Raw genomic sequence first — 13,582 nt, 5'->3', positions numbered from 1 at the left:
GAGTACGACCTTGCCAAGGTCGGGGTCGCGGGTTCGAGTCCCGTCTCGCGCTTTTTTTATTTGCCGGAAGTCTTTTTTTAATAGAAGACTCTGGTCTTTTTTTATTTCCAGAATAGATTATATGGACGAAATACGGAAATAAGGTATACATAGATTTCAGAATGTGATAAAATGCGGATGGATGTACCAAAAAGAATACCTGATATTCTGCAGTATGAATGGAATATTATGAAAAGAGGAACTAATAGGATTGTCTGACGGAAGATAAGGAGGGTATATGTTAGATCGTGTGATTACCATAAGCAGAGAGTTTGGAAGCGGCGGCAGGGAACTGGGAATGAAGCTGTCAGAGAAACTTGAAATCCCTTTCTACGACAAAGAATTAATTTCTTTAACTGCACAGGAGACAAATCTGTCTGAGACTGAGTTTCTTAGTTATTATGAGAGCATTCCCGTAACAGAGCAATCATTGGAACCACCCCTTTATACCTCATTTTCCCCCCTGTATGAAATACCTATATCTGATCAGGTATTTGTGGCTCAGTCCAGAGTGATTAAATGTCTGGCTGAAAAGGGACCGTGTATTATCGTTGGAAGATGTGCGGACCGGGTTCTTGAAGACAGCATCAATCTATTTATATACGCAGGGATTGAGCACCGGACCCAGCGAATTATTTCCTTAAATAAAGATCTGGATCCTGAATTGGTAGAGAATAGAATCAGGGAAACAGATCGAAAAAGAAAAGATTATTATCAGTATTATACAGGCTGTGAATGGGGAAAGGCGCAGAATTATCACCTTTGCCTGGACAGTGGTCTAGCTGGTGTGGAAGGCTGTTATCAGGCCGTTTTAAGCTATTTAGGTCATTGTATTTAATTATAGTTATGAAGGAGCATGGTTGTGAACGTAAGAATGAGTAAAAAGATAAGAAGAGTTTTTTCGGGCCTGATGGCTATTGTGTTGATAGCTTTGACTGCAACAAACGGTTATGCCCAGGAGGCGGTCGGACCGGGAGCAGATGGAAAGGCAGGTAATGCTGCATCGGTGAATGGTGTGTCCATATACGTGAGCAAACGGTTGAAAATCCTGTCATTAAAACAGAATGGGACTTTAATCGGAGAGTATCCCGTTTCCATTGGTGCCTCGTCTTCTGACGGAAACAAAAAGGTGGAAGGTGATATGAGAACTCCCAGCGGTCAGTTTTACGTCTGTACGAGAAATGACAAAAGTGTGGCATATCTGGCACTTGGACTTTCTTATCCCGGAGTTGAAGATGCCAATCGGGGATTTGAGCAGGGAATCATCACACAGGAGCAAAGAGATGAAATTATTGATGCTAATTTAAACGGACAGCAGCCTCCGTGGGAAACGGCACTGGGCGGAGCTATTATGATTCATGGATGCAGAGTTCCGGATGGCACAACTCATGGATGCGTAGCGGTTGATAATGATGTGATGGATGTTTTGTGGAGTTACTGCAATTTAGGTGTTCCGGTCACAATCGGTCCATAAATGAAGTCCTCAAACTCGGTATATGCCGTTTTTGGGGACTTTTTTAGTGCCTGTCCTTGTAATATAAGAACCTTTGTACTATAATAACTAAGATTATATTTTATTAATAAAAGACAGAGGTGGAATGTCCATGCGATTTGCTAGAAGAATGAACCATTTTGGAGAGGGGATCTTTTCTAAGCTTCTGGAATTGAAACGCCAGAAAGAGGAGAAAGGGGAACCGGTAATTGATCTAAGCGTGGGAGCACCAAATATTCCGCCGGCTGGACATATTACAGAAGCTCTTTGCGAAGCGGCCGCTGATCCCAACAATTATATTTATGCCATACATGATCAGAAAGAACTATTAGAGGCAGTCGCTCTATGGTATCAAAGACGATATGGAGTTACCCTGAATCCTACATCAGAAATCTGCTCACTTCTTGGTTCTCAGGAGGGGCTGGCGCATATAGCTCTGTCTATTATAGACGAAGGAGACATAGTGCTTGTTCCCGATCCCTGTTATCCGGTATTTGCCGATGGACCTTTACTGGCTGGAGCCAGTCTTTTTTACATGCCCCAGAGGAAAGAAAAGGATTATCTCATCGATTTTTCAGAAATACCGGAAGAGATAGCAATAAAAGCCAGGTTCATGATTGTTTCATATCCCAATAATCCTACTACAGTCATGGCACCTGACAGCTTCTATAAAAATTTAATTGAATTTGCTAACAAGTATGACATCGTCGTTTTACATGATAACGCTTATAGTGAACTGGTTTTTGACCAGCGTCAATGCGGCAGTTTTTTAAGCTTTCCTGGTGCAAAAGAGATTGGTGTGGAATTTAATTCTCTTTCTAAAACCTATGGACTTGCTGGTGCGAGAATCGGATTCTGTCTGGGAAACCGGGAAATAGTTGAAAAAATAAAAACCTTAAAGTCTAATATGGACTACGGGATGTTTCTGCCTGTTCAAAAAGCGGCAATCGCTGCAATTACAGGAGATCAATCCTGTGTTGAATCAACCCGAAAGGCATATGAGAGACGAAGAGATGCTTTGTGCGAACATATGACCCGAATTGGGTGGAATATGGAAAAGCCTCAGGCAACCATGTTTGTATGGGCAAAGATTCCGGACAAATTTAAAGATTCTGAGACATTTTCCAGAGAACTTCTTGAAAAGGCTGGAGTACTGGTAACGCCTGGAAGTGCATTTGGTCCTTCGGGAGAGGGATTCGTAAGACTTGCGCTGGTGCGTGAGGAAGAGGTCCTCATTCAGGCTGCCGGCCAGGTAGATAAAAGTGGAATTTTGAGGTGAGACATATGAAAAAAAGATTGGTGTGGACAGTGACAGCAGTCTTATATATTTTATTTATTTACTCCAACTCTCTTAAGACAGCAGATTTATCATCGGTTGACAGCGGGCATGTTTTGGAGTATTTAACAAATCTGTTTATCTCTGCTGGCATAGAGAGCCGTTGGCTCACAGAGCATATAATCCGAAAGGCAGGTCATTTCTCGGAATATACGCTGTTAGGAATAATTTTGTTCCAATGTGTGAAATCATATGAAATTAACATGGAGAAGCGGTTATTGATCCATGGAATGGCAGGTTTTCTGATTCCTTTTATTGATGAAACCATTCAGCTGTTTGTACCGGGAAGATCAGGACAGATCTCTGACGTATGGCTGGATTGTTCAGGAGTGGCAGCCGGAACTGCGATTGCAGCACTCCTGTTTTTTATATACGCAAAAGAATGGAGTAAAAAATGACAAATTACCGAATTGTAGTTGAGTATGACGGAAGCCGTTATGATGGATGGCAGAAGCAGGGAAATACCGATCAGACCATACAGGGGAAGATAGAAACTGTTTTAGAGCGATTATGCGGACAAAGCGTGGAGGTACATGGATCAGGCAGAACAGATGCAGGGGTACACGCTCTTAATCAGGTTGCTAATTTTCACGTTGATATAAATAAAAAGGGACAGGAGATAATGGAGTATTTAAATCATTACCTTCCGGAAGATATTCGGGTAAAGGTACTGGATCAGATGCCGGAGCGGTTTCACAGCCGTTTGAATGCACAGGAAAAGACATATCTTTACCGTATTGAAATGGGAGAAAAGAAGCAGGTGTTTGATCGTAAATATATTTATGGTCTTCATAAAAGCCTGGATGTAGAAGCCATGGAACGGGCAGCTGCTTTACTCTGCGGTGAACACGATTTTAAAAGTTTTTGTTCTAACCGGAAAATGAAGAAGTCAACAGTAAGAAATTTAAAGAAAATAGAATTTGAAAAAGAGGATACCAGACTTTTCGTTCGTTTTACTGGGGATGGATTTCTCTATAATATGGTAAGAATTCTTATGGGCACTTTAATAGAAGTGGGATTGAAAGAACGAAGACCTGAGGAGATGTCTGGTATATTAAAGTCACTGGACCGGCAAATGGCAGGTTATACCGTGCCTCCGGAAGGCCTTTTTTTAGAGAGTGTCAACTATTAACTTTAAAATCAGGAAAGGAGAACTATGACTGATTTTTTGGTTCGCATATTTGTTAAGGACTATAAAAATATGGAAGATTCCCTGGTTCGAACCCGATACGGGCTGATGGCAAGTGTGGTGGGGATCTTCTGTAATATCCTTTTGTTCACCGCTAAGCTTCTGACGGGACTGCTGATTAACAGTATCTCTGTTATGGCAGACGCATTTAATAACTTATCGGATGCGGCATCCTCCATTATCGGGTTTATTGGTGTGAAGATGGCTGGGAAACCGGCGGATGAAGAGCACCCATTTGGACATGGAAGAGTGGAATACATTGCGGCATTTATTGTTGCATTTCTTGTTATCCAGGTAGGATTTTCGCTGTTTAAAACCTCAATAGATAAAATTCTCCACCCTCAGGTGATGTCGTTTCATGCGGTGTCCGTTATTATCCTTATATTGTCTGTGTTAGTAAAATTATGGATGGCGTTTTTTAACAGGACTCTTGGAAATCGAATTCAGTCAGCTGTCATGAAGGCGACGGCAGCAGATTCTATGGGTGATGTAATAACCACCACCTCCACTATTTTATCTGTGGTTATTTATGGTATCTGGGGGTTAAATATTGATGGAATGGTGGGGGTGATTGTCTCAGTCATCGTCATGTGGGCGGGTATCAGGATAGCAAAAGATACTCTTACGCCATTAATCGGTGAGCCCATTGATCCAAAGCTTTACCAGAAAATCACTGATTTTGTGGAAGCCTATGAAGGGATTGTGGGAAGTCATGACCTGATTGTTCATAATTATGGACCAACCAGAAGTATGGCCTCCATTCATGCTGAAGTTCCTAATGACGTGAATGTAGAGGTATCCCATGAGATCATCGACCGGATTGAACGGGAGGCATTAAAAAAATTTGGGATCTTTCTTGTTATTCATATGGATCCTGTGGAAACCAGAGATTCTAAAGTAATGGAATTTGGAAGCATGGTGGAAAATGTGATACAGGATACAGACGAAAGAGTCACATTTCATGATTTTAGAATGATAGAAGGAAAGGATCAGATAAATCTGATCTTTGATCTGGTAGTTCCCAGGGAATATGACCGCAAAAAAAGGGAATGGCTAAAGGAAGAGATCACAAAAAAGGTAACTGAGATAGATAAACGCTGCTGTCTGGTCATAACCGCGGAAAGCGGTTTCGGTGTGGAAAAATAAGGTAATAAAATATTTCCATTTTATGCAATAAGATGACAGAAATCAGCATTAACCTAATAGAAAGGAAATCGGATCCATGCTGTTTATGGGATTGATGAGCTTTGGCGGAGCTGAAGATTACAGCCTGTTAAGCGATGAAGCACTTTTGAAAAAAGTGGCAGAGGGCGACCAGGAGGCATTTCAGCGTTTATATCAGAATACAGACCGCACGATGTACAGTTTTATTCTGTCCATTATAAAGCACCCCCAGGATGCGGAGGAAATCTTGCAGGAAGTCTATTTAAAGATATGGACTTCTGCAAAGAGTTACAAATCCCAGGGGAAACCTTTGGCGTGGATGTTTACCATAGCACGGAATTTATGCTATATGAAATTCCGTGAGCAGAAGCATGACTCGGACATTACGTTAGAAGACTTGTCTGGAACGGAAACCGGAGAGGTCTGTTCAGAAATAGAGATGGCAGCAGATAAGATGGTATTGCTGGCAGCATTGTCAATTTTAAAGGAAGAGGAGAGAGAGATCGTTCTTCTTCATACTTCCGCCGGAATGAAGCACAGGGAAATAGCGGCCAGCTTAAAGATTCCTTTGGCAACTGCTCTGTCCAGATATAACCGTGCTATGAAAAAACTGGAAAATTATTTAAGAGAGGAGTAGGCTTTGATATGGCTTTAGATAAACACAAACAACTAAATAGAAAACAGATCGAAGCCTGCTTAAAATCTGCAACTGATGATTTAATCCCCAATGTACTGGACCGGATTGATTTAAGCACTCCCCAGATAGGGGAGACCAGCGTTTCAAAACCAGTTTTTTTTAAACGGCAGAGGGTGATTGCAGGACTGATTGCAGCCTGCTTTTGCATGATTATGCTTGCCGGAGGAAGTTACAGCTATCAAAACAGCAGAGTGGATTCTGTCATAGGAATTGATGTGAACCCAAGTGTTGAACTATCTGTAAACAAGAAAAACAGGGTGCTGAAAGCGGAGGCGGTCAATCAGGACGGAATGACAATACTTGAGGATATGGATATGGAAGGCGTGGATTTAAATGTGGCTGTTAACGCCATAATCGGATCCATGGTTACCCATGGCTTTCTTGATGATCTGGATAATGCAATACTGGTTACTGTATCCAATGACAGCATTAAAAAGGCTTCCAACTTAAGATCTGCAGTGGTCACTGATATCAGGACGACTCTGGAGGAAAAAAGATTAAAAGCGGTTGTGTATGACCAGCAGGTCATAGAGGAAGACGATGTGAAGCAGCTGGCCCAGGAATATAACATATCCTATGGAAAAGCTTATTTCTTAAAAGAACTGATTTCTCAGAATTCTTCCCTTTCTATGGAAGATATGGGAGAACTGGCTCCTCTTACTATGGAAGAGATTGCTAAGGTCATAACAGAAAGATCCTATGCAGTTGGGGCTAAGACAAAGGTTTCAGAGGAAACTCTGGAAGAGACTAAGACCAGTATTCAGACAACGGAGGAGACCACTACTAAGAAAGAGACAGAGTCTGTCACTGAAACCACTCCGGAATCAACATCTGCTGAGACCCAGAGCCAGGTGCATACAGAGCCAACAGGCACCCAGCCTACGGCCACAAGCGGGGAAACGACGACAGCAGCAACTACATCTGAGGATGTGGTGTCTTCAGAGAAAATAAAGATTGATTACGTGGACTATGAGAATGGCATAATCATGGTTCACTTTAAAACGAGAGTCAAATGGAAAAATCCTACAGTTTCGGTAAAGGATGGAGATAATAACACGTACTCATCAAAGATAGAAGATACCGACTCAGATTACTGTGAGATCAGTGTAACCGGCTTAGAAGGAGACAGGGAATATACCTTCGTACTTGGAGGGATATCACCGAAATCAGGTAAGCAGACCACTGTAAAGGGCGTTTTTGAGACCCCTGTAATTGGGAATGGAGAAGCTGATGACACGGAAACAGAGGAGACTACCGAGCAGGTAGTGACAAAGCCGGCTGAAACCACAACCACGAAAGCACCGGAAACAGATACAACCGTGGCAGAAAAAAAGAACACAGAATCAGTGAATCAGGAAGGGCATTCCGTACAATAAGGCTCTTCCTGAGCTTTACGAATATTTGGTAAAAAAATGTAAAATAGTGCTTGACCACAGGAGAAAGCTATAGTATAATACATTCGTTGCACTGATGGGCTATCGCCAAATGGTAAGGCAACGGACTCTGACTCCGTCATTTCAAGGTTCGAATCCTTGTAGCCCAGTGATGAAAAAAATCAAAAAGCGTTGGTTTGCGAAAGCAAATCAACGCTTTTTTAATATACATTCGGCTGAGTTAATTTAATGCTTCAATCAGTGAAATCAGGGTCAGTGACTGCCCATATGCCATGGGACGAATTGTTATATTTTTATAGTGCTCTGCGTCGTAACCCATACCAGTTCCTGCGGAAACATTTAAGACAGTTCCGTCTTCCCCTATATTATTGCAGATTCCTTCAACAGCCCTGGCTGCACAGTCATGATATGTTTCATTCAGGATTCCCATTTTAATCCCTTTTAATATCCCACCTGCAATCGCTGCAGATCCAGATACTTCCTCATAGCTATCCGGATCAGTAAGAACGGTATGCCACAGCCCGGAAGGAGCCTGTAACTCTTTTAGGGCATTCACCTGGGCTTTGTAGGTATCTGTCAGATATGTGAGAAGTCCCGGATCCAGAGTTTGATCAAATGACTCAATCAGCTCCAGAATTCCATAGGTAAACCAGGAATTGCCTCTGCACCAGAAAATTCCACCAAAATTACTGTTTAGGGGGAAACTCCAGCCATGATAAAATAACCCGGTATGTTTGTCATATAAATATTTAATATGAAGTAATACCTGATGAAGAGTTTCGCCTATCCAGTCCTCATTTTTGAAACGATGTCCCATTTTATTTAAAAACAGAACTGCCATGAATAATGTATCGATCCACATTTCACCGTCATTTAACAAGACACCATCACGGTTTCCTATTGCTGTTACCACATGCTGGAAGCCGCCTTCTTTCGTTTTTGGCAGTTCGTTCATCAGCCAGTGGGCATGATCCAGACAGAGTTTTTCGTAATCCGGGTTTTGAAACGCATCCAGTAGTTGGGCTAAAACAAGATAGGGGGCAGTTGTATTTATGTTTTTACTGGGAAGTCCTTTCTGAAGATTATTTTGAAACCAGCGGTCAAAAAATTCTAAGTAACGGTCATCTCCATAAAAACCCTGAAGCTTTAACAATCCATAGAGACCTACGCCCTGGGGCCAGTCCCATTCTTCAATGCCAAAATCTCTGGCAATGATACCGCGGCTTGCATCTTCCTTTCCCACTAAGCGGTCGTTTTCATAATTACCACCTCCCAGATTCATCAGTTTGTCCATCACAAGATGGATCTTCGGAAGTAATTCCTTGTTTGTCATTTCATTCTCCTCCATTTAATTTTTTAGCGTATGCGCTAGGTGTCATCCCCGTGCTTTTTTTGAAAATCTGACTGAAATACTGGGGATTATTTCCACACCCTACCTGCTGGGCAACCCATTGGATCTGTTCTGTATGACCTTCTGCTAATAATTGCTTGGCTTTTTGGATGCGCAGGGCAGTGATGTAGTTTGAAAATTTTTGTTTTGTTTCTTTACTGAATCGTTTGCTGACATAATCTACATTCATAAAAAGATAATTTTCGGCAATGCATTTTAATGTAAGATTAGGATCATCCAGATGCTCTACCACATATCGAATAATTTTGTCAATGAAAGGACTGTAGTGCTGGGAACGGCTGGAAGGCTTTTTCAGTATTTCATTTAGCTTTCTGCAAAGCATGCGGCGGATTTCAGAATATTCAGTCTGCTGGTTTAAGTCCATCAGGTACTCTGTGGTATCCACCGATGACAGATAACTGCTTTCCGTAGCCAGCTTAATTAAAATTCGTGATCCGGCCTGCTTTAAAAAATCCGTATTGCTGATATCGTTTAAAGTTGCAGTAAGATTTTCCACACAGGATTTCCGCTCCGGTTCTTCTGCTACGATCAAACGTGCAGTCAGTTCCTCTATTTTAGTAATTAGATTTTTATAATTGCAGATAGGAACCGGCTCCAGACCATTCATGTAATAAATAATTCCATAACGTCTTATTTTTGTGATCAGATTTTTCAAAAGCTGTTCAAGGTTATTAAAGGTGAATCGTTTGTAGTCTAATTGAAAAGGCAGCTCTTTTGGTTTTAGGTTCTGCATAAACAAATCGAATTGATCATAGGAAGCCTGGTATCTTTCAAAAAAAAGAATCAGTGAGTTTTTTACATAGATACAATACAGCTCAATGCCGGGGGCATGCTCGGCCATATAGTCATAAATGCAGCTTAAAACGGAATTTAAATATTCTTCTTCTAAATAGTGAAGGAAGCATAATTCATATCCCGTCTGATAGAAATCCATAAATCCTGAATAAGCATCCCAGGAAAATTTAGCAGGATCAGACTTAAAAATCTGCTCGTTAATAATATTTCCCATTATGCTGTGGTGTAGATTAACCGTCAGCGCCTTCTGGCGTTCCTTTAAATCCTGAAAAGCCTGGCGGTGATAGTATTCCTTTATGATATCTTTCATGCTTTCTACGATTTGTTCTTCGTTGCAGGGTTTAAGCAGATAATGGTGGACCCGGTATTTCATTGCCTGCTTTGCATATTCGAATTCTCCGAATCCGGACAGAAGTATAAACTGGGTGTCCATATGGGCTTGATAGATACGCTCTATTAATTCCAATCCGGAGAGGCCAGGCATGCGAATGTCGGTCATTACAATATGGGGTGATTCATCGAGAATCATGTGATAGGCCTCGATTCCGTCACGGCATGTTCCTACCAGTTCAATGCCAAGGCTGTTCCAGTCAATCAGGGAGGAGATTGATTCCCGTATTACCCGTTCATCATCGGCAATTATTAATTTCAGCATAATTATTCTCCTTTCGTATTAAAAATGTCTTCTGGAGGCAGACTCAGAGGAAAAGAAAGCTGTGCGACTGCCTGGTCGTCCTCATTATATAGGGTAAGGCCGTAGTGTTCTCCGTAAGTCAGTTTCATTCGCTCTGATATATTTAACAGGCCGATTCCAAAACCATGAGGTTCTGCTTCCCGGTTTTTCAATTTATTTATCAGGTCTTCTTCAAAGGCGGAGCTGTTATTTCTGACTGTGACAATGAGGGAAGAAGCGTCTGCTTCAGCTGTAATTAAAATCCGGCATCCTTCTGTATTTTCTTCCAGTCCATATCGTATTGCATTTTCCACCAGGGGCTGGAGAGTCAGTTTTAACACATAACACCCAACGAGATTCTCAGGGGCAGATATTTCATATTCCAGCCGGTCTTCATACCGGAATTTCTGAATGGTCATATAACATTGCACCAGCTCAAGCTCCCTGCTTAAAGGTACCTGCTTGCTTTTCTGGTCCAGTGTGATGCGAAGGAGAGTTCCCAGAGATTCTGTCATGGAAGAGATATCTTTTGCACCAATTGTTTTTGCCCTCCAGTTGATTGATTCTAAGGTATTGTATAAAAAGTGAGGATTCATCTGTGTCTCCAGTGCTTTTAGCTGGGCTTCCTTTATCAGTATTTTATTCAGGTAATTGGTTTTAATCAGCTGATTCACTTTATCCACCATCTGGTCGAAGCAGGAGTGCAGAATCCCTAATTCATCCGTACGTTTGCTGTAATCATAGGAAACCTGGGGAATTTCAGTCTGCCCTGCTGCAAAGCGTTCCATTTTTAAAATTAAATTATCAAAATGTCTCGTGATTGAGTCAATTAAGGAAGAGGACATCAGGATAGCCAGTCCAATGGAGACAGCAATGATAATCAGACAGACTTCCAGGCTTGTGCGAAGAGAATCTGCAATGCTGCCATAGGGAATCAGACAGACATAATCCCAGCCATATTCCGGTATAATTCCTTTGACGTAAAAGAAACTGTTTCCATCTTTATTTACAAGTCCGTATCTGGAATGAAAATACGTTCCAAACAGAGTTTTATGGTCAGTCTTGATACTGGAAGAATTATAGATTAAGTTCTCCTGACTGGAAAGAATATAACGGGTGTCATCATTAAAATGACTGGTGTTAGTGGCACCATTAATAAGTCCGTCAACGTTGATGCTTACAATTAGTGTTCCCAGCGGATCAAGAGTCAGATATTCTGTGCGCAGTAAATGTTTAACCATAAATAAACCATATTGATCGCTGTAGTCGGTAATCCAGATAGTTCGTCCCCTGGCGTCTTCGGCTCTTTTGACCAGATCCTCAACCACGGATTCCGGAAGTGTTTTTCCAGCCGCAATATGAGTATGGATGGAATACCGGTCCTGATAAAGACTCATAAAGTTAATGTTATTTTTGCGGAAGGTAAAATAATATTCATTTAAAACTCCGTAGAGTGATTTGTATGCAATGGAACGGTCCTGAATGCTTGAGGAATCTTTTAAAATACCAAGTCCGTTTTGTATATTGGTATCAGCCAGAAACATATCCGCCATTGTAGATATATTATCCAACCGGTTATTTAACTCTTTGCCAGTATAGGATAAAGAGGAAGCCACAGACTGATAAAGCACTTTTTGATTGGCCTTTGTAATCAGCTGAATACTAAAAAGAGAGGCCAGGGCCAAAAGAATAATGCAAAAAAATACAATGGAATGAATCTTCTTCTTTAAAGAGAGATTTCTTATAAAATGCTTCATAAAAACCGCCTTTCGGGTCTGGAGTAATGACAGCTAAATTATATATAAAACATTTTGCCAATACAACCGGTAAGCACAAAGAACTATTCAAATTATACACACAACACGGTTTTTTCAACCTGGAAGCCGGTTTTAATCATTTACTGGAATTAGAGAGGGAAGTATAATAAAAACCGCCTGATATACAAAAAAATGATTGGAGGAAGGTTATATGAAGAAAAAAGTTGCGTTACTTATTGCGTCAGTGATTGCATTAGCGTCCCTTTCCGGATGCGGAGGCAGTGGTACAACCACTACCGCAGGTACAACGGCGGGATCTACAGCAGCGGGGTCTACAGCAGCAGAAACCACAAAGGCAGCTGCAGGGGATGAAAGCGGAAAACTGAAGCTAACCATGAGTTGGTGGGGAAATCAGGTCAGAAACGAGAAAACACAGGCAGCACTTGATTTGTATACAGAGCAGAATCCCGGGACAGTGATAGAGGGACAGTTCTCTGAGTGGTCTGATTACTGGAATAAACTGGCTACATCTGCAGCAGGTCAGGCGATTCCTGATATTGTTCAGATGGATTATTCATTTATTGACCAGTATGTCAAAAACGGACTTCTGGTGGATCTGACACCCTATATAAAGAATGGCACTTTGGATGTCTCAAATATCTCTGATAATACCATGGCAAGCGGTACGGTGAACGGAGGCGTGTATGCGGTCTGTGCAGGAATTAATGCACCATCACTGCTGTATAATAAGACTCTTTTAGATAAAAATGGTATTGTGGTCAAGGACTATATGACAACCGATGAATTTATTGATTTATGCCGTGAGGTTTATAAGAAGACCGGGTATAAAACAAACATTGCCTATTACAATGCAGGTGCTTTTCTGGATTACTTCATGAGAGGAAATGATGTTGTTCTCTATGGGGATAAAAAGATGGGCGGAGAGGAAAAAGATTATCTTCCATTCTTCCAGATGTATGAAACAGGTATCAAAGAAGGGTGGTTTATAGATCCGGGCGTATTTGCTGAGCTTTCCATCGGTTCCGTAGAGCAGGAGCCCCTGGTTTACGGTTCCAGCCCTGAAACCATGTCATGGTGTGCTTTTTATAATTCAAACCAGCTGACTGCAATGCAAAAAGCAGCTCCGGAAGGTATGGAGATCGGTATCACTACCTGGCCATCAGCAGATCCGAAAAAGTCCGGTTATTTAAAATCCAGCCAGTTCTTTTCTGTAGGGGCTCATTCAAAGAATCCGGAAGAAGCTGTGAAGGTAATAAACTTTTTAACCAATTCCAACGATGCTAATAACATTTTACTGGGTGAACGGGGAGTTCCGGCTTCCAGTGTGATTGCCAGTGAACTGGCACCGAAGATGAGTGATGTGGAACAGAAAGTCATTCATTATGTCAATGAAGTAGTCACTCCAAACTGTTCCCCCATTAATCCGCCCCAGCCAGATGGTGCCAGCGAAGTCTCAAATCTGTTAAACCAGGTACAGGAACAGGTGTGCTATAGTGTATATGATGCCGAAACAGCCGCTAAAGAATTCTATAACGGGGCAAATGAAATCATGAGTAAGAAATAAGGAATCAGAAGAATACGGGGGCAGAGACAGCTTTGCCCCTGTTCTGTCAA

Annotated in this window: 12 protein-coding genes and 1 tRNA gene; 10 read left to right on the top strand and 3 right to left on the bottom strand. The window is 41.6% G+C overall.

Going from position 1 to position 13,582, the window contains the following annotated elements; translation table 11 throughout:
- Window positions 1-277: 277 nt before the first annotated feature.
- From ABS301_RS11030 to ABS301_RS10990, 9 genes are all read left to right on the top strand, one after another.
- Window positions 278-877: a cytidylate kinase-like family protein gene (locus ABS301_RS11030; protein WP_349672275.1), complete on the top strand. Its 600-nt coding sequence runs from the start codon at window positions 278-280 to the stop codon at window positions 875-877.
- A gap of 24 nt (window positions 878-901) precedes the next feature.
- The gene (locus ABS301_RS11025; RefSeq protein WP_349672274.1) at window positions 902-1,513 is read left to right on the top strand and encodes a L,D-transpeptidase family protein; all 612 of its coding nucleotides are present in this window, start codon (window positions 902-904) and stop codon (window positions 1,511-1,513) included.
- Between the two features lie 130 nt (window positions 1,514-1,643).
- A complete protein-coding gene (locus tag ABS301_RS11020) occupies window positions 1,644-2,810 on the top strand; it encodes an aminotransferase class I/II-fold pyridoxal phosphate-dependent enzyme (protein WP_349672273.1) in 1,167 nt (388 codons plus the stop codon).
- Between the two features lie 5 nt (window positions 2,811-2,815).
- A complete protein-coding gene (locus ABS301_RS11015) occupies window positions 2,816-3,265 on the top strand; it encodes a VanZ family protein (protein ID WP_349672272.1) in 450 nt (149 codons plus the stop codon).
- Window positions 3,262-3,999 (top strand): tRNA pseudouridine(38-40) synthase TruA, encoded by a 738-nt coding sequence (gene truA / locus ABS301_RS11010; protein WP_349672271.1) that lies wholly within the window; start codon window positions 3,262-3,264, stop codon window positions 3,997-3,999. The genes ABS301_RS11015 and truA overlap by 4 nt, the downstream gene beginning before the upstream one ends.
- Before the next feature lie 24 nt (window positions 4,000-4,023).
- Entirely contained in the window at window positions 4,024-5,202 is a 1,179-nt protein-coding gene (locus tag ABS301_RS11005) for a cation diffusion facilitator family transporter (protein WP_349672270.1), read from the top strand.
- A 76-nt stretch (window positions 5,203-5,278) separates the two neighbouring features.
- Window positions 5,279-5,857 (top strand): RNA polymerase sigma factor, encoded by a 579-nt coding sequence (locus ABS301_RS11000; protein WP_104439735.1) that lies wholly within the window; start codon window positions 5,279-5,281, stop codon window positions 5,855-5,857.
- Between the two features lie 8 nt (window positions 5,858-5,865).
- The gene (locus ABS301_RS10995) at window positions 5,866-7,293 is read left to right on the top strand and encodes an anti-sigma-I factor RsgI family protein (protein WP_349672269.1); all 1,428 of its coding nucleotides are present in this window, start codon (window positions 5,866-5,868) and stop codon (window positions 7,291-7,293) included.
- Between the two features lie 95 nt (window positions 7,294-7,388).
- Window positions 7,389-7,460, top strand: a tRNA-Gln gene (locus ABS301_RS10990).
- Between the two features lie 71 nt (window positions 7,461-7,531).
- Here the strand turns inward: ABS301_RS10990 and ABS301_RS10985 are convergent.
- Genes ABS301_RS10985 through ABS301_RS10975 form a run of 3 tightly spaced genes read right to left on the bottom strand, consistent with a single transcriptional unit; the run spans window position 7,532 to window position 11,947 of the window.
- Window positions 7,532-8,644, bottom strand: a complete 1,113-nt coding sequence (locus ABS301_RS10985; RefSeq protein ID WP_349672268.1) for a glycoside hydrolase family 88/105 protein — start codon at window positions 8,642-8,644, stop codon at window positions 7,532-7,534.
- Window position 8,645: 1 nt separating this feature from the next.
- Complete coding sequence (locus tag ABS301_RS10980; protein ID WP_349672267.1) at window positions 8,646-10,172, bottom strand: response regulator transcription factor; 1,527 nt, start codon at window positions 10,170-10,172, stop codon at window positions 8,646-8,648.
- Window positions 10,173-10,174: 2 nt separating this feature from the next.
- Complete coding sequence (locus ABS301_RS10975) at window positions 10,175-11,947, bottom strand: sensor histidine kinase (RefSeq protein WP_349672266.1); 1,773 nt, start codon at window positions 11,945-11,947, stop codon at window positions 10,175-10,177.
- Between the two features lie 211 nt (window positions 11,948-12,158).
- On the opposite strand from ABS301_RS10975, the gene ABS301_RS10970 reads away from it, so the two are divergent.
- Entirely contained in the window at window positions 12,159-13,532 is a 1,374-nt protein-coding gene (locus ABS301_RS10970) for an ABC transporter substrate-binding protein (protein WP_349672265.1), read from the top strand.
- Window positions 13,533-13,582: the final 50 nt, after the last annotated feature.

Source organism: Lacrimispora sp. (assembly GCF_031982545.1).
Taxonomy (GTDB): Bacteria; Bacillota; Clostridia; order Lachnospirales; family Lachnospiraceae; genus Lacrimispora.
This window is presented reverse-complemented; position numbering and strand designations above follow the sequence as displayed.